The sequence below is a fragment of the Rhodanobacter sp. FW106-HT46G03 genome, from assembly GCF_058789895.1.
Genome location: NZ_JBYTCC010000001.1, coordinates 812,559 through 834,816, shown reverse-complemented (window position 1 = coordinate 834,816; position 22,258 = coordinate 812,559). Strand labels below are relative to the sequence as shown.

Genomic DNA, 22,258 nt, shown 5'->3' with positions numbered 1-22,258 from the left:
CGCTCGCGCGCAAATGCCTTTCAGTGTGCGGCGTAGCGCCGGGTGATCGCCGCACCGGCCACAGGGGAACACAGGTGATCGACTCGACCCGGGCTTTTGCCAAGCTCGTTGCCGCCTTCAATCAGAACGACTGGCCGCGGGTGCAACAACGCACCACGCAGCTGCTTGCGCTGGCGCCGGGCGACACCCGTCTGCTGTTCATGGGCGGCGTTGCCGCCATGCAAGTGGGCTCGCTGGGCAACGCGCTGTCGCTGCTGAAAGAAGCCACCCATCTCGAACCGCGTCGCGCCGATTACCTGGCGCAGTACGCCAAGGCGCTGGCATTGGCGCGGCGCACGCGCGACGCCCGACTGGTCGCCGACCGTGCCATGACCCTGGCGCCCGACGACGCCCTCACCTTCGACACCCTGGGCGCGGTGTACGCGCAGGCGCAGGCTCTGGTGCAAGCGGCCAGCGCCTTCCGCCGCGTCACCACCCTGCAGCCCAACCGCCCGCTGGCGCATTACAACCTTGCCCGCGCGCTGATCGCGTTGGGCGATATCGACGGCGCTGAACACGAGCTGGAAACCTGCGTGAGGCTGGCCCCCGACGAGTGGAACGCTTGGCTTGCACTGGCCCGCGTGCGCACACAGACAGCAGCGCACAACCGTATCGCCGCCCTGCAGGGCCGGCTCGCCGCGAACGTCAGCGAACCGGCCGCGCAGATCCTGCTCAACATGGCGCTCGGCAAGGCGTTTGAAGACCTGGCCGACTATCCGCGCGCGTTCGACCACTACGCCCGCGGCAAAGCCGCCGCCCGCCGCCAGCGCAGCTACGCCTTTGCCCGCGACAAGGCCATGTTCGAGGCCATCGTGCGCGCCTGTCCGGTTGGTGCCGTCCCTGCGGACAGCCAGGCCGACGGCCCGTCGCCCATCTTCCTCGTCGGCATGCCGTGCAGCGGCATCGGTCTTGCCGGCCGCATCCTGGCCGCCCACCCCGACCTGCGCAGCATCGGCACCCTGCCGCATTTTCCGCTGCAACTGCAACGCGCCGCGGGTGGCCAACGCCCGCTGCTCGTCGAGCCGGACATTGCCCGGCGCATCGCCCACATCGACTGGGCGCACCTTGGCCGCGACTACCTTGCCCGCGTGCACGCCGCCACCGGCGAAACCACGCGACACATCGACAAACTGCCAAGCAACCTGCTCTATGTGGGCTTCATTGCGCGCGCCCTGCCGCATGCCAAATTCATTTACCTGCGCCGCAACGCACTGGACACCTGCCTCGACAACTTTCGCCACCTGTTCGACCTCGAACCACGCTGGCACGACTACAGCTTCGACCTGCTCGACACCGGCAGATACCTGATCGAAACCGAGCAACTTCTTGCGCACTGGCAGCGCTGCCTGCCGGGCCGCATCCTCGAAATTCCCTACGAATCGCTACAGACCGGCTCCGAGGCCGCCACTCGCCAACTGCTGGCGTTTTGCGACCTGCCCTGGCACCCCGCCTGTCTCACGCCCCGCCCCGCCCCCCAACCCGACGCCCTCAGCCCGCCCGGCCACTGGCGCCACTATGAAGCCCAGCTGCGCGACCTGCGCCAGCTGATGGCCGGCCACGAGGGTCGGCAGCCCATCGCTGCCGCCTAGCCAGACAGCGCCTGCGCCAGCACCCGGCGTGGCGTAACCTCTTACGACACAAATGTTATTCGCGCGTTGACTGTGCGTTAGAACTTTCGTTATGGTCATGCGGCGGTCACATGCGTGTCAGGCGCAATACCTGACACAAGGACGTTGCGAATACCCGCGGAGGGAGACCCACAACGACCGCTGCAGTCCACTACGTAGGGGAGTCACCATGAAACTGTTCAATCACCCATTGACGACGGCCGTACGCCTCGCCTTGACCGTGGGCGCACTCGCCGCCACCGGCATCGCCTTCGCCCAGGACACCGGCAGCGCGCAGTCCAGCAACACCAACGAGCAACCCAGTGCCCAAAAGGCCAAGACGCTGCAGACCGTCACCGTGACCGGTACACGCATCCGCAGCGTCGACGTGGAAACCGAACAACCGGTGTTCACGATGACCCAGGCCGATATCCAGAAAACGGGCCTCATCAGCGTCGGCGACATCCTGTCCAACCTGACGGTGGCCGGTGCGCAGACCTTCAGCAAGGCGTCCGTGCTCACTTCCAACCCGGAGCAAGGCGGCCAGTACGTCAACATCCGCAACCTCGGCGAGCAGCGCACCCTGGTGCTGGTCAACGGCAAACGCTGGGCCTCCAGCCTTGCCGGCTTCACCGACATGTCGACGATTCCCGCCGCGCTGATCGACCACATCGACGTGCTGAAGGACGGCGCCTCGGCAATCTACGGTTCGGACGCCATCGCGGGCGTGATCAACATCGTGCTCAAGGATCGCTACTCCGGCGCCGAAGCCTCGGCGTACTACGGCCAGAACGAAGCAGGCGACGGCAACCGCAACGCGTACTCGTTCACCATGGGCACCAGCGACGACAAGAGCTCGCTGATCTTCGGTGCCAACTACACCAAGGAAAACGCGATCTGGGCGAGCAAGCGCTACGAGACCAGTTTCACCTATGGCCCGAACCACATCGAGGACGGCTTGAGCGGTACCGGTCCGTGGGGCCGCTATCGCCACGTCAGTTCGCTCGGCAGCGCAACCGGTACGTCGAAGGTGCTCAACCACACCGGCTCCTGGGACGGCGTCGGTGTCGGTGCCGATTCGCGTAACCCGGCCAACTACCACAACGGCCTGACCGTCGACGACCTGTACGATCCGTCGTTGCAGATGAACCTGGGCGGCGCCAACCAGTTGAAGTCGATCTTCACCGCCGGCCGCTACGACATCAGCCAGTACGTCACCTTCAAGGCGACCGGCATGTATGCCGAGCGCGACAACACGCGCCAGATCGCCGGCTACCCGCTCAACAGCCTGACCCAGGCGACCAACCCGGTCTACATCGACCCGAACAGCTACTACAACCCGGAGCCGGGCACCCCGCTGTTCTTCTACCGGCGCGTCATCGAGTTGCCGCGCATCACCCGCAACAACGTCAAGTCCTTCCACCTCGATGGCGGGTTTGAAGGCTCGTTCACCGTGAACGACCACCTGTGGAACTGGGACGTCGGCGTCAACTACAACAAGTACGAATCAGTGGACTACGGCTCGGGCAACTTGAACCTGTCCAACATGAAGCAGGCGTTGGGACCGTCGTTCCTCAACGGCGCCGGCGTCGTCCAGTGCGGCACGCCGACCGCGCCGATCCCCACCACGCTGTGCACGCCGTTCAACATCCTTGGCGGCCCTTCCGCCTCGACGCCGGAGGCGCTCAAGTACGTCAACAGCCTGAGCCAGGGCTCGCTGCAGAGCGTGTCGACCGACTACACCGCCAACATCACCGGCGGCATCGTCGACCTGCCGGCCGGCGAGCTGGCATTCGCGGCCGGGTTCGAGCACCGCAAGATCACCGGCTACGACATCCTCGACCAGCTGGTGGCCTCGGGCAAAACGACCGATCTCGCCGGCGGCAACACGTTTGGCCGTTACAACACCAACGAGGCCTACATCGAGGTCAACGTGCCGCTGCTGAAGGATCTGCCGGGCGCACAATCGCTGTCGGTCGATATCGCCAGCCGCTACTCGAACTACAGCAATTTCGGCAGCACCACCAACAACAAGTACAGCTTCCAGTGGAAGCCGCTGGTTGACCTGATGGTGCGCGGCACCTACGCCAAGGGCTTCCGCGCGCCGACGCTGGACGACGTGTCGGGTGGCGGTTCGCAATCGTTCGACTACTACACCGACCCCTGCGACACCCGCTTCGGCGCGGCCGCCACCGACCCAGGCGTGGCCGCGAAGTGCGCGGCTCAGGGGCTGCCGGCGAATTTCCGCCAGTTGTCGACCACCGGCCTGCCGATCTCCGCGCCGAACACGCAGAGCACCACGGCCTTCAACGCGGGCGTCGGCAACGCCGACCTCACGCCGGAGCACTCGACCAGCAAGACCGCCGGCATCGTCTACAGCCCCGAATGGCTGCCGGGCTTCGACGCCAGCGCCGACTGGTACAAGATCAAGATCACCAACGTGATCACCGGCATCAGCGCCAACTACGTGCTGAACCAGTGCTACCTCGCCGACTCGGCGACGTACTGCAGTCAGTTCGGTCGTGACCCGGGGACCGGCCAGGTGGTCGGCCTCAACCGCGGCAACATCAACATGGGCATGTTGTCGACCGAGGGCTGGGATTTCGGCGCGCACTACCGCCTGCCGGAGTTCGGCTACGGCCGCTTCAGCCTCAACCTCGACGCGAACTACCTGACCGCCTACGACACGCAGAGCACCGCCGACGCGGACGTGGTCGGCAGCGCCGGCACCTGGAGCCTGCCGCGCTGGCGTGCCAATGCCGGCCTCGACTGGGGCATGGGCGACTTCGGCGCCACCTGGAGCTTGCGTTACTACGGCGCGTTCCGCGACTGGTGCTGGGAATCCGACGTGGAATGCAACCAGCCGAACTACGAGGGCAAGAACTGGGGCGTGGGCGCCAACCGCAAGGGCGCGATCGTGTTCCACGACATGCAGTTCCGCTACAACACGCCGTGGAATGGCAGCGTGCAGGTCGGCATCAACAACGTGTTCGGCAAGGATCGCCCGATCACGTACTCGGTGGGCAACAGCAGCGCCACGTCCTACGACCCGGCGCTGGACATCGACCGTTACTTCTACCTGCGTTACACCCAGAAGTTCTGAGGCCTCGCCACAGACTTCACCTGAGAGCCGGGGCGCAAGCCCCGGCTTTTTTGTACCGCAATCAGATGAGCCGCGCGGTTTCCAGCTCGCCCTTGAGCCAGGCGTAGTAGATCGGGGCGGCGACAACGCCGGGCAGGCCGAAGGCGGCTTCGAGCAGCAGCATGGCCACCAGGAGCTCCCACGCGCGGGCGTGGATTTGCGAGCCGACGATGCGGGCGTTGAGGAAGTATTCGAGCTTGTGGATGACGACCAGGAACACCAGCGCGGCGATGCCGACGCCGAAGGAAACCGAAAGTGCGGCGACGGCGATCGCGGTGTTGGAAATGAGGTTGCCCACCACCGGCAGCAAACCGACGATGAAGGTGACCACCACCAGCGTTTTCGACAGCGGCACGTGATAGCCGGCCAGCGGCATCATGCCGAGCAAAAAGATCGCGGTGAGCACGGTGTTCACCAGCGAAATCTTGATCTGCGCAAACACGATGTCATGGAACGCGCGGGCCAGGTGTTCGCAGCGCGCACGTAGCGCCACCGCCAGGGGGCCCTTCCGACGCACGGCCCGGGTATGGCTGAGCGCCACGACGGCGCCGAGCACGAGACCAATCACGATATGGACGAACGCGCGCACCGTCTCCTTGCCGGCCAGCTGCAGCGTGACGGCATGCTTGCGCGCCAGCTCGGTCACGCCTTGGCGCAGGTCGTCCACGCTGTCGGGCAGCGAATCGACCAGCACGGCCGGCAATTGCGCACGGGCCTTGTCCACCAGCGGCATCAGTTGCTGGTTCCACAGGAGTTCGGGGTTGCCCAGCTCACTGCGGAAAAACGTGATGATGCCGAAGATCAACAGCACGATCAGCCCGACCACGATGGCGCCGAACATGGCCACCACCACGAGCCGCGCACGGTCGCCGGAAATCCGTCGCCCAAGCAGCGGCACCGCCGTCTGCACGAGCTCGTAAACCAGCAACCCCGCAAGCAATGCCGACAACAGGTGCAGGCGCAGCGCGAGCCACAGCGCCAACGCGGCGAGGAGATAACTCACGCCACGCAACGCGGTGCCGGGCGCACCGGGCGAAAAAGAAATGTTCATGCGGTTTCCGGCATGGGGGACGCCGCCAGTCTGTCAGCCGGCGCGGCCCGCGACCAGCCCTGGCCACGCTGGAGCCATGCCGGGCGTACCGTAAACTCGCCGGCATTGTCGGGTCTTGGTCGGAGTCGCCATGCGCGTGCATCTGTCGCTTGCCTTGGTTGCGTCATGGCTGCTTGCCGGCTGCGCATCGGTGTCCGCACCGCACGCGACACCAAGCGCGACAACCGCGGCCGACGACAACCTCGATGCCGTCGCGTGGACGCAAACCGCGATCGAGCACGACCTGATCTACGTGCAAACCTACCGCGATGCGCAGGCACGCCTGCTGGCCGCGCTGCACGACCCGCACTGGGATGCGCTGACTGCCGCCGACCGCGTCGCGCCGGCTGCCGGATTGCCGCCGGCCGTGGTGCTGGACATCGACGAGACCGTGCTCGACAACTCGCCGTATCAGGCACGAATGGTGCGCAGTGGCGGCACGTACGACGAGGCCAGCTGGGCCGCATGGTGCAAGGAGGAGAAGGCACGCGCATTGCCGGGCGCCCTGGCCTTCACGCAATACGCGGCCGCGCACGGCATCGCGGTGATCTACCTTTCCAACCGCCCGCAGGATCTCGACACCGTTACCCGGGCGAATCTGCGCAAGCTCGGCTTCCCGGTCTCCGGCGCGGACGCATTCCTCGGTCTGGGCACCGCGGTACCCGGCTGCATGCAGCACGGCACCGACAAGGGCTGCCGACGCCAGTTGGTCAGCCGCAAATACCGGGTGCTGATGCAATTCGGCGATCAGCTCGGCGATTTCGTGGATATCGCGCACAACACCGAAACCGGGCGCCGCGCCGCCATCGCCGACCACCTGAACTGGATTGGCACCCGCTGGTTCGTGCTGCCCAACCCCACCTACGGCTCGTGGCAACCCGCCTTGTTCCACAACAACTGGCACCAATCGCCAGCGCAGCGCCGCGTACAGATCATGGACTCGCTGCGGTACGAGTGAGGCCGGGATTGGGGATACGAGATTCGAGATTCGGGAAAGCAGCTTGTGGCGAGCTTCGTTGCCCCCGTGGGCCGGGCTTCAGTCCGACGAGCTGGGATTCGGGATTCGATACGGGGGATTTGGAAAAGCCACCTGCGGCGAGCGCCGTCGCTCCCGTGGGTTAAACCTCAGCCCGACTCACGAATAACCACTAAAAAATCATGGGAAACAATGTCATGCAAGCGGAATTAAAGGCATTGCCTTAACGTCGACATACACGTACCATGGCCACGCCTTCCTGTTGCTGACCACTGGTTCCCGCAGGCAAGGCCATTTCCCTTCCGGCTCTGCCGGATTGCCCCGTGAGGCTTGCGCCCGCGGGGTTTTTCTTGCGCTTGCCGTTGCGCGAGCTTGTCCGCGTCGGCGCCGCCGCTTACCCTCACCAGCCAAGTTGCCGTGCGGCAATCGTCTTCGGCCTTTTCGGAAACCCGCCCATGCGCCTGCATCATTTGCTCTGCCTGCTCGCCCTGCCGCTGCTCGCGGCCTGCCATGGCAACGAGGCACTGCAAGTCGGTGGCAGTACGCCGGAAGCCGCCGTGCGCGGTTCGATCGCCCTGCTGCAGGCCGGGGATTTCAAGGGCCTGTGGAAGCACAATCTGCCGGCCAGCGATTACGCCACGCTGCGTGTGGATTGGCGGCGCAACCACACCGACATGCCGCCGATCAGCGCCGCCGACCGCGCGCGCTTCAACCTCGTCGTGCATGAGCTGACGGCGCCGAACGCCGAGAGGTCGCTGGACGCGATACTCGCGCCGCAACTGGACCACCTGGACCAGCGTTACCACGACCAGTTGCCGGTGATGATCAAGGTCGGCGGCGCCGTGCTCAAGAACGGGCTGGAACAAACCCCGCGGCTGGATGCCGGGCAGAAGGCCGAGGCCGCCAGCCTGATCGACGCACTGACGCCGTGGGCGGCGCGGGCACCATGGTTCGATCAAGCCTCGGCGCAGCGTGCCATCCGCGTGCTGGTGGCAACTGCACGCAAGCTTGACCTGAGCAGCCCGGAGGCGCTGCGCGACGCGAATTTCGACGCCACCATGGCGCGCCTCAACGTGGGTTACCGCGGGATCAAGCGCATGCTGGCGGTGTACGGCCTGCCGCTGGATGCCGCGCTGGATTCGGCGCGCGTGAGCGTGGTGTCGAACGACGGCACGCACGCGGTGGTCAAGGTCGATTACCGCCTGCTGGATCAACCGCTGTCCACGCAAACCCAGCTGGTGCGCGAACACGGGCGCTGGTACAGCGCCACGCTGCTCGCTGCCGCGCGGCACGCTCCGCCACCCGTTGCCGTGGCCAACGCACCGTTCTGACGAGCCGGGATTCGGGATCCGGGATTCGGCAAAGCACGGCGACGTGAGAGCGGGGCGCTGGTGCGCTTGCGGGTCGGGCCCGCCCCGACAAGCTCCCGCGCAGTGGGTGCTGCGCGGCGATTCGGTCAACCGGTTCCGCGCCGCACCAACTGTGCAAAAACAACGAGTTGTCGACGAGATGGAGAGCCCCCATCCGCGGCACCACACGCGCGGGCATGGTTGGCGCCGTGAGCCGGTAGAATAGACGGATGCGACCGATGTCCCCTGCGGATTCATCCCATCGCCGCGCGCCTTGGTGGTTCGGGCTTGCCGGCCAATTGCTGCAACCCTGGGTGCGTCTGCGCCGCGATCCTGCCGAGCCTGCCAGCCTGCTCAAGGCCGACGCGCCGGTGTGCTACGTCATTGAGCGCGACGGGTTTTCCGACGCGCTGATCCTCGACCGCGCCTGCCGCGAGGCTGGCCTGCCCAGCCCGATGCAGCCCTTGGCCGGTACCCGCCGGCGGCGCTCCGTGTTTGCGCTGATGCGCCGCGACGGCTGGCTCTTTGGGCGCAAGCGCCACCGCAAACTCGGCGTGGCGGTGGATCAGCTCACGCACGCACTGAAAGGCGCCGGTGAGCGCGACATCCAGATCGTGCCGGTGTCCATTTTCGTCGGCCGCGCGCCCAACCGGGAATCCGGCTGGTTCAGCGTGCTGTTTTCTGAAAACTGGGTGATGGTGGGGCGTTTCCGCCGCATGCTGGCGCTGCTGCTGAACGGGCGCGACACCGTGGTGCACTTCTCCGAGCCGGTGTCGCTGCGCGCGGTGCTGGCCGAGTCGCGCGAGCTGCCGCCGCCGCGCCTTGCGCGCAAGCTGGCGCGCGTGCTGCGCACCCACTTCCAGCGCATTCGCGCGGCGGTGATCGGGCCGGATCTTTCGCACAAGCGCACCATGGTCGACGACGTGCTGCGCGCCGAACCCGTGCGCGCGGCGATCAGCGCTGTCGCCGCGAAAGAGAAAACCAGCGAAGCACGGGTATGGCGCCGCGCCCGCAAGATGATGCTGGAGATCGCCGCCGACTACTCGCACCCGGTGGTGCGTTCGGTGTCGTTCCTGCTGCGCAATTTCTGGAACAAGCTGTACGACGGCATCGCCATGCACCACTTCGACAAGGCGCGCGCGGCGGCGCCCGGCTACGAAGTGGTGTACGTGCCCTGCCACCGCAGCCACGCCGATTACCTTCTGCTCAGCTACCAGCTGCACATGTCCGGCGTGGTACCGCCGCACATCGCCGCCGGCATCAATCTGAACCTGCCGCTGATCGGACCGCTGCTGCGCCGCGGCGGCGCGTTTTTCATGCGCCGCACGTTCAAGGGCAACGCCTTGTATTCGGTCATCTTCAATGAATACATGGCCAAGCTGATCGACCGCGGCGTGCCGATGGAGTACTTCATCGAAGGCGGGCGTTCGCGCACCGGGCGGCTCCTGGCGCCGCGCGCCGGCATGCTGGTGATGACGGTGCGCGCATTCCTGCGCGCGCCACGCCGGCCGGTACTGTTCCAGCCGGTGTACATCGGCTACGAACGGCTGATGGAAGGCAAGAACTACGCCGGCGAACTGTCCGGTCAGGCCAAGGAGCGGGAATCCCTGTTCGGCCTGTTCAAGGGGCTCAAGGTGCTGCGCAAGCGCTACGGCACCGTCACCATCAACTTCGGCGAACCGATCGAACTCACGCCGCTGCTGGATGCCGCCAGCGCCGACTGGCGCCTCGCCGGCAACGAGCCCGAGGTGCGCCCGGAGTGGATGAGCGCGGCCATCGACCAGCTGGCGCACAAGATCCAGATCAACATCAACCGTGCGGCCGACGTCAACCCGATCAACCTCCTGGCGCTAACGCTGCTGGCGACTCCCAAGCACGCGATGGCGGAAACCGACCTTCTGGCGCAGCTCGAAGTGACCAAGTCGCTGTTGCAGGAGCTGCCCTATTCCGACCGCATCACGCTGACGCCGATGGACCCGCCCGGCATCATTGCGCACGGCGAGCACATGGGCTGGATCCGCCGCATCAAGCACCCGCTTGGCGACGTGCTCGACGTCGAGGCCGAACACGCGGTGCTGCTCAGCTATTTCCGCAACAACGTGCTGCACCTGGTGGCTGCCGCCGCGTGGATCGCCTGCTGTTTTCTCAACAACCGGCGCATGTCGCGCTCCTCCGTGCAACGCCTGGGCCACATCATCTATCCGTTCCTGCAAGGCGAGCTGTTTCTCGCCTGGGACGCGGATGGCTTCAGTGCGCAGCTGCAGGCGACGATGGATTTCTTCGTACGCCGCGGCCTGCTCGAAGCCACCGGCGACGGCCGCATGCTGGAACGCGGCCCCGGCCAGGATGACGCCTCGTTCCAGCTCAAGATCATCGCGCGCAGCCTGATCCAGGCCTTCGAGCGCTACTACATCGCCGTTGCCGCGCTAGTGAAACACGGCCCGCACGTGCTTTCCGCCGGTGCGCTGGAAACCACCTGCACCCTCACCGCCCAGCGCCTCGCCCTGCTGAACGAGCTTTCCGCACCGGAGTTTTTCGACAAGGCGCTGTTCCGCGGCTTCATCCAGAAGCTGCGCGAGCGCCACATCGTGTGGACCGACGCGGATGGCAAGCTCGATTACGACCGCGCGCTGGAAGACATGGTGCGCGACGCCCGCGTCATTCTTTCGCGCGAGATGCGCCACGCCATCCTCAAGATCACGCCGGGTGGCGACAAGGACGGCAACGGCTCGTCGCCAGAACCCGCATCGCCCACCCCTGCGGAAGCCTCCCCGCAAGGCAGCCTGCCGCTGCCGCCACCGGAACACATGCCATGAACGATCAGCCTGCCACCACCCACTTCGGCTACCGCAACGTGCCTATGGCCGAAAAGCAGAAGCTGGTCGGCCAGGTATTCACCTCGGTCGCGAAAAACTACGACCTCATGAACGACCTGATGAGCTTCGGCGTGCATCGCCTGTGGAAGCGCCACTTCGTCGCCACCAGCGGCATTCGCCGCGGTGACCGTGTGCTCGATCTCGCCGGCGGCACCGGCGACATCGCCGCCCTGCTCAAGTCCGTGGTCGGCGACACCGGCGAAATCGTCGTCGGCGACATCAACGCCGCGATGCTCGGCGTCGGCCGCGACCGCCTGACCGACCGCGGCCTCGTCGCCGGCCTGCGCTGGGCGCAGCTCAACGCCGAATGCCTGCCGTTCGCCGACAACTCGTTCGACGCCGTGACCATGGCCTTCGGCCTGCGCAACGTCACCGACAAAGACATGGCGCTGGCCGATATCTGCCGCGTGCTGAAACCGGGCGGCCGGGCACTGATCCTCGAGTTTTCCAAAGTGCAGCATCCGTTGTTCGGCAAGCTCTACAACTTCCACTCCTTCCAGGTGCTGCCGCGCCTCGGCCGCGTATTCGCCCACGACGCCGGCAGCTACCAGTACCTCGCCGAGTCGATCCGCAAACATCCGGATCAGGCCACACTGAAAACCATGATGGAAACCGCCGGCTTCGGCCGCGTCGACGTGCGCAACCTCACCGACGGCGTCGTCGCCATCCACCGCGGCTACAAATTCTGACGCGTTCGCTCTTGTTCACGCGGGCGCGTCATCCACACCGCTGATTGCTTCATGTCGGGTCCAAGCCCCCATGGTTTTGGACGTCTATTCACCAGCGACCGACCTCGCGCTCCGCATTGCGCCAAAGCCGCTTCGTGCATGATCGGCGTAAGCGAAACACTCCTTCCCCCCCTGACGCAGATCAGTGGGCGAAACGGCGATACCGCGTAGCGTGTAGCGTCTTCCACACCACGAGCCTCGACCCACATGACCATCGACGTCACCACCGAGCAGAACGTGCATCTTTTCGACGCACGCGGCATTGCCCGCCGCTTCCGCCACTCAGCGATCTTTGGCGCCATTGGCGCGCTGCGCAACGGCGAGACGATGCGGTTCGTCAATGATCATGACCCGATCCCGCTGATCGCCCAGCTGCGCGACCGCCTCGGCGACAACATCACGGTCACCTACCGCCAGCGCGACGCCGACGCGGTGGTGATCGACTTCGGTATCCAGGGTCTTCCGGAGGAGTGATGAACCATCCAGCGTTTTTCGACCAGGCACCGGCGATTCGCATGCATGACCCGCTGGCCGATTTCCTCGGGGCCGCCGAAAACGGCCTGATGGAATACCACTACGTCGATGCAGTGCGGCTGGCGGGGCACTCGTGCCCGACGGTTGCCGGTACCTGGCTCATCGCCCGCGCGGCGTTGCGTGCGCTGTATGGCGACGAGCCGGCCGAGCGCGGCGCGATCACCATCGAAATGCCGGCGCCCGCCGATGAAGGCGTTACCGGCGTGATGTCGCAAGTGCTGACGCTGGTCACCGGCGCCGCGGCCGAAAACGGCTTCCACGGCATCGGCGGCGAGTTCGTGCGTCAAGGCATGCTCGACTTCACCCGCACTCCGAACACCGGCGCGATCCGCTTCACCCGCCAGGACACCGGCGCCAGCGTTGCGGTCGAGCTGGATCTGTCCAGCGTGCCGCCGGCACCGCATCTGCGCGAACTGATGGGCGCCGCATTCCACCCGGACGCGACGCCGGAGCAGCGCACGGCGTTTGGTGCCGCCTGGCAGGATCGCGTGCGGCGCCTGTTGCTCGATCACGCCGACGACCCCGCCGTCGTGCGCGTGCATGCGTTGAACTGAGTTACGGGGAGAGTCCGGCGGCCTGCGAAACCCTTCGCGGGCCGCCGTTTTCATGTCTGCGCGTCGTGCGCCGGCATGGCCGTGGCGATACCACGCGCTGTGCGTGACCGCGTGTTGGCCAGCGCGACACCGCCGAGCACCACTGCGCCGCCGACCAGCACGCCAAGCCCGGGCCGTTCGCCCAGCCACAGCCAGCCGATCACGACGGCCATCGGGGGCGAGAGGTAGATGAAGCTGGCGACACGTGCGGGGCTGGCACGATGGATCGCGATGTTCCACGCCCAATAACCGGCAAACCCCGGCGCCACGCCCAGCCACAGCAGCGCGGACAATTGGCCCCAGCTTGCGTCGACCAGTGCGTGCGGCAGGCCGCCGGCGAACGGCAAGCAACCGAGCGTGCCGGCATAGAACGTCACCGCCGTCACGCCAAGCGCGCTGGAGCGCGCAAACAGCGGTTTCTGGCCGACGAAATAGACCGCGGTCACCACCACGCACACCAGCACCAGCAGCGCCTTCGGGTCCAGCGCCACCTGCCGGCCACTGGCAAGCACGACCAGCACGGTTCCGGCCAGCGCAACGCCGAGGCCAAGCCAGGCGCGCGCACTCAGGCGCTCCCGCAGCCACAGCGCCGCGGTGACCACGGTTGCCGCCGGCACCAGTGCGATAAGGATCGCTGCGGTGCCGCTCGCAATGCGGGTTTCCGCCCAGTTGAGGCACAGCTGGTACAGGCCCTGGCCAAGCAGGCCGAGCACTGCCAAGGCCGGCCAGTCACGCCTCGGCGGCAACGGCGTGCGCGTCGCCGCCATCAAGCCAGCGAAGCACAGCGATGAAACCGCGAGCCGCGCAAACGCGACTTCGCCCGGCGTAAATGCCGCCAGAGCGTACGCAATGGCGGCATACGACGACGACCAGGTCAAAAGCGCGACCGCAATGCACACCAACGCGCGAGCATCGAGGCGCTGCAAAGTACCCATGGGGGAGAAGATCCAACGACGGGGAGTGCTTATGGTAAAGGCCGCACCGTCTCGGCGGTACTTTCGTCAGACGAGATCTGTAACAGTGGCAGTGCATACTGCCGGCCTGCCGCACGGAAACCGCCATGACCGACCAGCTGCCGCCTGCCCCGCCCGCACCCGATGACGAAACCCCCAGCGACCCCGCACGCCGGCGCCTGCTCGGGGGGATCGCGCTGGCCGGTGCCACGCTGGCGGTTGGCCCCGCGCAGGCCACCGCGTGTGCTCCCGCGCCGGGGATCACGGCAGCGGATGGCGCTGCCTTCGACGCCGCGCTGCGCGAACGCATCGACCACATCGTGGTGATCTACGCCGAGAACCGCAGCTTCAACAACCTGTTTGCGGATTTCCCCGGCCTCGCCACACCACTCTCCGTTGTCACCCCCGAGCAGTACCGCCAACGCGACCGCGACGGCAGCGTGCTGGCGCATCTGCCGCCGATCTGGCGCGGGATGGTGCCGCACAAACAGGTGGTGAACCACCGCACGTTCGAGATTGACGAAGGCGCGATCCCCAGCCTGCCAAACGCGCCGTTTGCACTCGCCACGCCGGATGGCCTGCCGCTGCCGCACGGCGTGGTCACTCGCGATCTGCTCCATGCGTTCTATGAGAACCAGCGTCAGATCAATGGCGGGCGCAACGACGGGTTCGTGGCCTGGGGCGACAGCGGCGCGCTGGTGATGGGACATTACGGCGACAGCGCCGCCAACCTGCGGCTGTGGAACCTCGCCCGCGAGTACACGCTGTGCGACCGGTTTTTCATGGGCGCGTTCGGCGGCTCGTTCCTGAACCACCAATACCTGGTGGCCGCGCAACCGCCCTATTACCCGCACGCCGACCGCAGCCCGGCCAAACTGCACATCGTGCAGCTCGAGGGCGACGACCCGGCCGGCACGGTGCGCCGGCTTGCCGCCGATTCCCCGGCCAGCGCACTGCAGGGCAAGCCGAAATACGCCGGCCCGAGTGCGCTCACGCCGGACTTCTGGGCGGTGAACACCATGGGCCCCGCGTATTCGCCCGCGTTCACCACCGACCCCAACCGCCCGGGCTATGCCAAGGCCGACGACTACAACACGCTGCCGCCGCAGGGACACGCCACGATCGGCGACCGCTTGAGCGCCAAAGGCATCGACTGGGCGTGGTACGCGGGCGCCTGGCAGCTCGCGCTCGACGGTCGTGGCGACGAAGGTTTGAGCACGGAGTTCCCGGTCAGCCCGAATTTCCAGGTGCACCACCAGCCGCTGAACTACTTCCAGGCATTTGCTCCCGGCACCGCCGCACGCAGCGCGCACCTGCGCGACGGCGGCTACGGCGAAACCGCGCGCACCAACAAGCTGCTCGCGGACATCGCCGCCGGCACGCTGCCGGCGGTCACCTTCTACAAGCCGCAAGGCGACCTCAACATGCACGCCGGATATTCCGACGTGGACGCCGGCGACCGCCACCTGGCGCAGGTCGTCGATGCGCTGAAGGCCAGCCCGCTGTGGCCGCGCACACTCCTGGTGATCACCGTCGATGAAAACGGCGGCTGGTGGGATCACGTGGCCCCGCCCAGGGGCGACCGCTGGGGGCCGGGCACGCGCATCCCGGCGCTGGTGGTGTCGCCGCACGCCAAGCGCGGGCACGTCGAACACACGGTGTACGACACCGGCTCGATCCAGCGCCTCATCAACCGCCGCTTCGGCCTGAAGCCGCTGCCCGGCATCGTGCTGCGCGACCGCGCCATGCGCGCCGCCACCGGCCACGCGCCGGGCGACCTCACCGAAACCCTGCAATTCAGCTGATCACCTGATGCGGGTTGGCGGCCGGTCGAGATGCCGTCACTCCGGCGGCGAAACGGGCTGTGATGTCGGGCTGAAGCGAGGCCTGCACCCCACTCCCCAGCGGGGAAAGGGAGATGAGCTCCGCGGGGGAACGAAGCGACTTCGAATGACGACAGCCATTTTGCCGACCGCTAGCATGGGTCCCGCAGCGCGATTCGTATCCCGAATCCCGCACCCCGAATCTCGATTCTCCCATCCCGAATCCCCCATCCCGAATCCCGGCTCCCTATGCACACCCTTTACCCCGCGATTGAACCCTTCCGCACCCATCGCCTCGCGGTGGATGCACGGCACACGGTGCACATCGAGGAATGCGGCAACCCGGATGCCGTGCCGGTGGTGTTCCTGCACGGCGGGCCGGGCGCCGGCATCGTGCCCGACTACCGTCGCTACTTTCACCCCGAGCGCTGGCACGTGGTGTTGTTCGACCAGCGCGGCGCCGGGCAATCCACGCCGTTTGCCGACCTCGTCGACAACACCACCGCGCATCTGGTCGCCGACATCGAGGCGATCCGCGAGGAACTCGGCATCGAGCGCTGGGTGGTGTTTGGCGGCTCATGGGGGTCGACCCTGGCGCTGGCTTACGCCGAAGCCCATCCCGAGCGCGTGCTGGGCCTCGTGCTGCGCGGCATTTTTCTCGCCCGTGACGAGGAGCTGCGCTGGTTCAATGAAGTGGATGGCGGCGCGCGCCATATCTTCCCCGAGCGCTGGGCGCGCTATCGCGACTTCATCCCGGAAGCCGAGCGCGGCGACATGATTGCCGCGTACTGGAAGCGGCTGGACGGCGACGACGAGGACGTGCGACTCGCCGCCGCCAAGGCGTGGAGCGCGTACGAGGGCGGCAGCACGACGCTGGTGCACGATCCGGATGCGCCGGGCGACTTCGACGAGCCGCACAAGGCGGTGAGCCTGGCGCGGCTCGAGGCGCATTACTTTCGCCATCGCATGTTTCTCGAACCGAACCAGCTCCTGCGCGATGCGCATCGGCTCGCGCGCATTCCCACCACTATCGTGCACGGCCGCTACGACATCATCTGCCCGGTGAGCACCGCGCTCGACCTTGCCGCGGCGATGCCGCACGCCGCGCTGCACATCGTGCTGGCCGGCCACAGCGCCGCCGACCCGGCCATCGTCGACCAACTGGTCGGCGCCACCGACCTGCTTGCCGAGCGCTACTGCTGACCTTCGCTGCGGCGTACGGCAAACGCAGCCTGACGCCCGGCCAGCCACTGCCGAAACGCCACGTCGTCGAGCGGGCGGCTGACGAGATAGCCCTGCATGCCATCACAGCCCAGGCGTTCCAGCGCCTGCCGTTGCTCCGGCGTCTCCACCCCCTCGCCGATCGTCACCATGCCGAGCCGATGCGCCACGTCCACGATGAACCCGGCCAACGGGTTGGTGTCGTTCAGCGTCAGGGCGCGCACGAAAGCGCGGTCGATCTTGATGACCTTGAGCGGCAGCCGTTGCAGATAACGCAGTGACGAATAACCGGTGCCAAAGTCGTCCAGCGCCAGGCTGAAACCGGCAGCGACCAACCCTTGCAGGGTCGCCAACGCGCCGTCGAAATCCCGCAGCAGCGCGCTCTCCGTCAGTTCCAGTGTCAGGCGCGACGGTGACAGGCCGGCCGCCTGCACTTGCGCCACCACGCGTTCGACGAAACCCGGCACGGCGAGTTGCCATGCGCTGACGTTGACCGCAAGGCGACCGGTAAACGGCACCCCGTCGCGATCCCACGCCTTGATCCGCGCGCATGCCTCACCGATCACCCACGCCCCCAGCGCATGGATCAGGCCAGTCTCTTCCGCCATGGGAATGAACACTTCCGGCTCGATTCGCCCGGACTGCGGATGCGACCAGCGCAGCAAGGCCTCAGCCCCCTGCACCTTGCCATCGAACGACACCTGCGGCTGAAAGTGCAGGGCAAATTGATGTCGCAGGTTGTCCTGTTCGAGCGCGCCACGCAGCCCACGCTCCAGCAGCAGGCGCGTATCGACGGCATCCTGCAGCGCGGGCGCAAACGCACGCGCGACGCCGCGACCGGCGCCCTTGGCGGCATACAGCGCAATATCTGCGCGGCGCAGCAGATCGTTGACGTCGTCCTCGCCATCCGGAAACTCCGCCATGCCGATGCTGGCGCCTACCGCCAGCATGCGGCCGTCGAGTGCCATCGGCTCGGCAAGGCGCGCGATCAAGGCCGCGGCGAGCGCTTGCGCTTGCGCACGCACCTCGTCCCGCATGCCGACCAGCGGGCCCAGCAGCACCACAAACTCATCGCCGCCAAGCCGCGCCAGCAGAGCCCCATCCGGTGCCTGTGCCCGCAGTTGCGCCGCCACGGCCTGCAACAGGCGGTCGCCAACGAGGTGCCCCAACCCGTCGTTGATGGTCTTGAAGTTGTCCAGGTCGATCAGCAGCATCACGCCACGCCGCCCGCTTGCCAGCGTGTCGCGCCACACGTCGGCCATGCGCCCGAGCAGGTGCACCCGATTGGGCAGGCTGGTCAGGCCGTCGTGATAAGCCAGCTGGCGCAGTTCACGCTCGGCGTGATGCCGGGTTTGCGCCTCCGCCTCCAGCTCGCGTCGCGTTCGCACCAGCTCGATCGACCGCTGGCGCAATTGCACCGCCAGCGACAAGCCCATCAAGAGCACGAACGGCAAAAACGCGAACACGTCGAAATACGGCAGGTTGACATGCAGCAGATCCACCACGATGTCGCCCCACAGCAGCACCGCAAGCTGTAGCAACAGGCAGGCCGCCAACAACCCCGCCTGCCATTGCCCGCCGCGCCGGTACTGGCCCAGCGTGCGCCACAAGGCCCAGCCGAACGCCACATAGGTGCCCGCATGAAACGCCATGCCGGCCACCGACGGCGTGCCGGCAAAACGGTACAGATGCTCGCCCCACGGCAACACGATCGGCGCCATCGGCGTGGCCGTGGCATAAAACAGCGTTGCCGGGCTGGCAAAGTTGATGCCCGCAAACAGCCCGACCAGCGCCGCCACCGCCAGCGTTGCACGGCGCGGCGTGCGTGCACCGGTGTACGCGCGCACGAACCACACGAACGGCAAGAACGACAACACCGCTGCCGTGATCGACCAGCGCACCGCGGCCAACGCCTGGTCGAGGTTGTCGGCCGTTCGCAGCGCGACATTGCCCACTGCCAGCGCGCCAATGCACAGGCACAACGCCGCATAGGACAGGTACACCGGTTCCTGCCGCCGCCACCAGCCAATCACGGTGAACTGCACAAACGACGCCAACGCGATGCCGGCCGTGGCAACCAATGCCTCGACGAAATAGCCGGATACCGTTGAACCCGCCTCGGGCAGCATGTCCCCTCCGATCCGCGACCTGGCCTCCGCACCTTAAACGACTGGCGAACCGCTCGCCAGAATTCCTTTGGGCGGCACCTACCCGGTACGCTTGACGGCTGCGCCACGGACGTATCGGGATGAATTGCGACCGACAACAGCCCGCACTGCACCGTGGGTCGGCTTCAAGCCCAGCCGCAGCACACCTTCAGACGGCGCAGGCTACTGTGCGGCACGGGAGATGCGCACCACGGGGGTGGCATACTCGCGCTCCTGCCTACCCCGGAGCATCGCATGCACCTGCTTCCCCTCCTCGCGCTCGGCGCCGCCGTGCTGCCGACCGTCGCCAGCGCGGGCGATCCCAATTCCTACGCCCAGCCCGACCAGGTGGTGGTCACCCACCTCGACCTCGATCTCGCGATCAACTTCCCGCACCGGCAGCTGGACGGCGTCGCCACGCTCAAGCTCGACTGGAAAAACCCCGCCGCGCCGGCGCTGGTGCTGGATACCCGCGACCTCACCATTGCCGCGGTGGACGCCGTGGCCGCCAACGGCAAGACGCAGGCGCTGAAATACGCGCTGGCGCCGGTCGACAAGACGCTCGGCGCGAAGCTCACGATCGCCACCCCAACCCACCCGGCCAGCGTGCGCATCACCTACCGCACCTCGCCCGAGGCTTCCGGGCTGCAGTGGCTGCCGCCGGAGCAGACGGCGGACAAGCGCGCGCCCTTCATGTTCTCGCAGTCGGAATCCATCCACGCGCGCTCGTGGGTGCCACTGCAGGATTCGCCGGCGATCCGCTTCACCTACGACGCCCACGTCACCGCGCCGAAAAACCTGCGCGTGGTGATGAGCGCGGCGAACGCGGCCAACCATCCGCTGGACGGCGATTTCCGTTTCGCGCAGCCGCACCCGATCCCGTCCTACCTGCTGGCGATCGCCGCCGGCGACCTCGCGGTGGCGGAAACCGGCCCGCGCTCGGCGGTGTATGCCGAGCCCTCGATGGTGGCCAAGGCCGCGCACGAGTTCGCCGACACCGAAACCATCATCAAAACCGCCGAGAAGCTCTACGGGCCGTACCCCTGGGGCAGCTATGACATCCTGGTGCTGCCGCCCTCATTCCCGTACGGCGGCATGGAAAACCCGAACATGACCTTCGCCACGCCGACGATCATCGTCGGCGACAAGAGCCTGGTCAGCGTGATCTCGCACGAGCTCGCGCATTCGTGGAGCGGCAACCTGGTGACCTCGGCCAGCTGGCGCGACATCTGGCTCAACGAAGGTTTCACCACCTACGTGCAGGGCCGCATCACCGAGGCGGTGTACGGCAAGCGCCAGGCCGATGAAGAAGCCCTGCTCTCCGCCCGTGCGCTGGAAAAGAAGATCGGCACGCTGACCGAGAACCAGCAGAAGCTCGCGCCCGACCCCAAGGGCCTCAGCGGCGACGATGCGCTTTCCGACGTGGCCTACGACAAGGGTTCGTGGTTCCTGCGCACCCTAGAAGCCAAATTCGGCCGCCCAGCCTTCGACGCTTACCTGAAGGGCTATTTCCAGCATTTCGCGTGGCACAGCATCACCACCGAGCAGATGCTGGCCTACCTCAAGCCCAACCTGATCGAGAAATACCCCGGCAAGCTGAGCTGGGCCGAAGTGCAGGATTGGGTCTACGGCACCGGCATCCCGAAAGACGCGACGTTGCCCGACTCCCCGCGCTTCGACGCCATCGACCAGGAACGTACCGCGTTCCTCGCCGGCACCCTGCCCGCCGCCAAGCTCGACGCGAAGGGCTGGAACACGCAGGAATGGATGTATTTCCTCGACCGCCTGCCCGACGTACCGACGCTGGCGCAAGCACAAGCGCTGGATGCCGCCTGGCACCTCACCGGCACCCCCAACGCCGAGATCGGCATGCGCTGGTACATCCACGCCATCGCCGCCGGCGACCAGGCCGTGTGGCCGGCGGCCGCCGAACACATGACGCATATCGGCCGGCTGTACCTCACCATGCCGCTGTACCGCACACTGGTGAAAACGCCGGATGGCTTCGCCTACGCCGAAAGCGTGTACGCGAAGGCCAAAGCCGGTTATCACCCGCTGACCCAGCACGCAATCGAGGCCCTGTTCGCCAAGGCGCGCGCGAAAGCCGCCAAGTAACCCGCCCCATGCGCCGCCGGTTCGCCGGCGGCGCGCCGCATCGAGTCCCATCGCATGATCACTTCTTCCCCCCGCCCACTCTGGCAACGCATGCTGTTCCGCCGACTGAAATTCCTCGCCGGCCTCGCGATCGCCGTCGTCGTGCTGGTCGGCGGCAGTTATCTCTTCGCGCCGCAATGGCTGATGCAGGCGGACGACTGGCGCCAGGCCATGCAGGCGCACCTGTCGCAGCACACGGTGCAGGCCGGCGATACGCAATGGAGCTACTACGAAGGCGGGGACGGCCCCACCATCGTGCTGCTGCACGGCTTTGACGACCACAAGTCGGTGTGGCTGCCGGTGGCCAAGCAGCTCACGCCGCATTTCCACGTGGTGATCCCCGACCTGCCCGGCTGGGGCGAGTCCTCACGCAACATGACTGCCAACTACGACATTGACGCGCAGGCAACCCGGCTCGAATCCTTCGTGCACACGCTCGGGCTTCGGCGCTTCCTGCTCGCGGGGCATTCGATGGGTGGCGCGATTGCCGGCGTGTTTGCCGCCGAACATCCCGACCAGGTGGCCGCACTGGCGCTGATCGACAGCTTCGGACTCAAGTTCAACGAGAACGCCTTTGCGCGCGAATCGCTCGCCGGGCGCGATCCGTTCGCCTTCAACGACCGCGCGAGCTTTGCGCGCGCCGCAAAGCTGGTGTTCAAGACCTTGCCCGACATTCCCGGCCGTTTCGTCGATGTGCTGGCCAAGCGCAACGTCGCCAACCGCGCATTCATCAACAAGGTGTTCAACGAGCTGCGTGCGCCCTCGCAATACCTTGCGGTGCAAAACCGCCTGGGCCAACTGACCATGCCGGTGCTTGGCCTGTGGTGCAAGGACGACCGGGTGATCGACATCTCCGCGCTGGACAGCCTGCGCAACGGCCTCATCCACGCGCCTGCGATCAGCGCCAGCACCTTGACCGACTGCGGCCACATGCCCGAACTTGAGCAACCCGACGACACCGCGCGCGTGCTGACGGCCTTTGCGTTGTCGAACTGAAGGGCGGGGATTCGGGATGCGGGATTGGGG

15 protein-coding genes are annotated in these 22,258 nt (G+C 66.6%); 12 read left to right on the top strand and 3 right to left on the bottom strand.

The window, feature by feature from the left end; genetic code table 11:
* Positions 1-74: 74 nt before the first annotated feature.
* A complete protein-coding gene (locus AC3WP6_RS03465) occupies positions 75-1,628 on the top strand; it encodes a tetratricopeptide repeat-containing sulfotransferase family protein (RefSeq protein ID WP_492626403.1) in 1,554 nt (517 codons plus the stop codon).
* 208 nt (positions 1,629-1,836) lie between these two features.
* On the top strand, positions 1,837-4,749 hold the full coding sequence (locus AC3WP6_RS03460; RefSeq protein WP_492626402.1) for a TonB-dependent receptor plug domain-containing protein: 2,913 nt from the start codon (positions 1,837-1,839) through the stop codon (positions 4,747-4,749).
* Between the two features lie 61 nt (positions 4,750-4,810).
* Here AC3WP6_RS03460 and AC3WP6_RS03455 read toward each other — a convergent pair whose 3' ends face one another.
* Positions 4,811-5,839 carry an AI-2E family transporter gene (locus AC3WP6_RS03455; protein ID WP_492626401.1) on the bottom strand — a complete coding sequence of 343 codons (1,029 nt, stop codon included), beginning with the start codon at positions 5,837-5,839 and terminating at the stop codon, positions 4,811-4,813.
* Positions 5,840-5,969: 130 nt separating this feature from the next.
* Between AC3WP6_RS03455 and AC3WP6_RS03450 the strand changes: the two genes are divergently transcribed.
* The 6 genes from AC3WP6_RS03450 to AC3WP6_RS03425 all read left to right on the top strand — a co-directional run bounded on the left by AC3WP6_RS03450 (position 5,970) and on the right by AC3WP6_RS03425 (position 12,895).
* Positions 5,970-6,836: a 5'-nucleotidase, lipoprotein e(P4) family gene (locus AC3WP6_RS03450; protein WP_492626400.1), complete on the top strand. Its 867-nt coding sequence runs from the start codon at positions 5,970-5,972 to the stop codon at positions 6,834-6,836.
* A 473-nt stretch (positions 6,837-7,309) separates the two neighbouring features.
* Entirely contained in the window at positions 7,310-8,185 is an 876-nt protein-coding gene (locus tag AC3WP6_RS03445; RefSeq protein ID WP_492626399.1) for a hypothetical protein, read from the top strand.
* A gap of 248 nt (positions 8,186-8,433) precedes the next feature.
* A complete protein-coding gene (gene plsB, locus AC3WP6_RS03440) occupies positions 8,434-11,019 on the top strand; it encodes a glycerol-3-phosphate 1-O-acyltransferase PlsB (RefSeq protein WP_492626398.1) in 2,586 nt (861 codons plus the stop codon).
* Entirely contained in the window at positions 11,016-11,768 is a 753-nt protein-coding gene (ubiE, locus tag AC3WP6_RS03435) for a bifunctional demethylmenaquinone methyltransferase/2-methoxy-6-polyprenyl-1,4-benzoquinol methylase UbiE (RefSeq protein ID WP_492626397.1), read from the top strand. The genes plsB and ubiE overlap by 4 nt, the downstream gene beginning before the upstream one ends.
* Positions 11,769-12,014: 246 nt before the next feature.
* A complete protein-coding gene (locus tag AC3WP6_RS03430) occupies positions 12,015-12,281 on the top strand; it encodes a DUF2249 domain-containing protein (protein WP_492626396.1) in 267 nt (88 codons plus the stop codon).
* Positions 12,281-12,895, top strand: a complete 615-nt coding sequence (locus AC3WP6_RS03425) for a hypothetical protein (protein WP_492626395.1) — start codon at positions 12,281-12,283, stop codon at positions 12,893-12,895. The genes AC3WP6_RS03430 and AC3WP6_RS03425 overlap by 1 nt, the downstream gene beginning before the upstream one ends.
* A 50-nt stretch (positions 12,896-12,945) precedes the next feature.
* Here the strand turns inward: AC3WP6_RS03425 and AC3WP6_RS03420 are convergent, their stop codons facing one another.
* Positions 12,946-13,869 (bottom strand): DMT family transporter, encoded by a 924-nt coding sequence (locus AC3WP6_RS03420; RefSeq protein ID WP_492626394.1) that lies wholly within the window; start codon positions 13,867-13,869, stop codon positions 12,946-12,948.
* Between the two features lie 125 nt (positions 13,870-13,994).
* Between AC3WP6_RS03420 and acpA the strand changes: the two genes are divergently transcribed.
* Positions 13,995-15,692, top strand: a complete 1,698-nt coding sequence (acpA, locus tag AC3WP6_RS03415) for an acid phosphatase (protein ID WP_492626393.1) — start codon at positions 13,995-13,997, stop codon at positions 15,690-15,692.
* 267 nt (positions 15,693-15,959) lie between these two features.
* Complete coding sequence (gene pip / locus AC3WP6_RS03410) at positions 15,960-16,913, top strand: prolyl aminopeptidase (protein ID WP_492626392.1); 954 nt, start codon at positions 15,960-15,962, stop codon at positions 16,911-16,913.
* Here pip and AC3WP6_RS03405 read toward each other — a convergent pair.
* On the bottom strand, positions 16,904-19,060 hold the full coding sequence (locus tag AC3WP6_RS03405; RefSeq protein ID WP_492626391.1) for a putative bifunctional diguanylate cyclase/phosphodiesterase: 2,157 nt from the start codon (positions 19,058-19,060) through the stop codon (positions 16,904-16,906). The genes pip and AC3WP6_RS03405 overlap by 10 nt on opposite strands.
* 273 nt (positions 19,061-19,333) lie before the next feature.
* On the opposite strand from AC3WP6_RS03405, the gene AC3WP6_RS03400 reads away from it, so the two are divergent.
* Together AC3WP6_RS03400 and AC3WP6_RS03395 are read left to right on the top strand one after the other, a co-directional pair.
* Positions 19,334-21,193, top strand: coding sequence for a M1 family metallopeptidase (locus AC3WP6_RS03400; RefSeq protein ID WP_492626390.1), 1,860 nt, complete (start codon positions 19,334-19,336; stop codon positions 21,191-21,193).
* A 54-nt stretch (positions 21,194-21,247) separates the two neighbouring features.
* Positions 21,248-22,228: an alpha/beta fold hydrolase gene (locus AC3WP6_RS03395; RefSeq protein ID WP_492626389.1), complete on the top strand. Its 981-nt coding sequence runs from the start codon at positions 21,248-21,250 to the stop codon at positions 22,226-22,228.
* Positions 22,229-22,258 lie beyond the last annotated feature (30 nt).

Coding starts and splice junctions, on each gene's coding strand:
- AC3WP6_RS03460 (WP_492626402.1), top strand. CDS start 1,837: ATGAAACTGTTCAATCACCCATTGACGACGGCCGTACGCCTCGCCTTG.
- AC3WP6_RS03455 (WP_492626401.1), bottom strand. CDS start 5,839: ATGAACATTTCTTTTTCGCCCGGTGCGCCCGGCACCGCGTTGCGTGGC.
- AC3WP6_RS03450 (WP_492626400.1), top strand. CDS start 5,970: ATGCGCGTGCATCTGTCGCTTGCCTTGGTTGCGTCATGGCTGCTTGCC.
- AC3WP6_RS03445 (WP_492626399.1), top strand. CDS start 7,310: ATGCGCCTGCATCATTTGCTCTGCCTGCTCGCCCTGCCGCTGCTCGCG.
- plsB (WP_492626398.1), top strand. CDS start 8,434: ATGCGACCGATGTCCCCTGCGGATTCATCCCATCGCCGCGCGCCTTGG.
- ubiE (WP_492626397.1), top strand. CDS start 11,016: ATGAACGATCAGCCTGCCACCACCCACTTCGGCTACCGCAACGTGCCT.
- AC3WP6_RS03430 (WP_492626396.1), top strand. CDS start 12,015: ATGACCATCGACGTCACCACCGAGCAGAACGTGCATCTTTTCGACGCA.
- AC3WP6_RS03425 (WP_492626395.1), top strand. CDS start 12,281: ATGAACCATCCAGCGTTTTTCGACCAGGCACCGGCGATTCGCATGCAT.
- AC3WP6_RS03420 (WP_492626394.1), bottom strand. CDS start 13,869: ATGGGTACTTTGCAGCGCCTCGATGCTCGCGCGTTGGTGTGCATTGCG.
- acpA (WP_492626393.1), top strand. CDS start 13,995: ATGACCGACCAGCTGCCGCCTGCCCCGCCCGCACCCGATGACGAAACC.
- pip (WP_492626392.1), top strand. CDS start 15,960: ATGCACACCCTTTACCCCGCGATTGAACCCTTCCGCACCCATCGCCTC.
- AC3WP6_RS03405 (WP_492626391.1), bottom strand. CDS start 19,060: ATGCTGCCCGAGGCGGGTTCAACGGTATCCGGCTATTTCGTCGAGGCA.
- AC3WP6_RS03400 (WP_492626390.1), top strand. CDS start 19,334: ATGCACCTGCTTCCCCTCCTCGCGCTCGGCGCCGCCGTGCTGCCGACC.
- AC3WP6_RS03395 (WP_492626389.1), top strand. CDS start 21,248: ATGATCACTTCTTCCCCCCGCCCACTCTGGCAACGCATGCTGTTCCGC.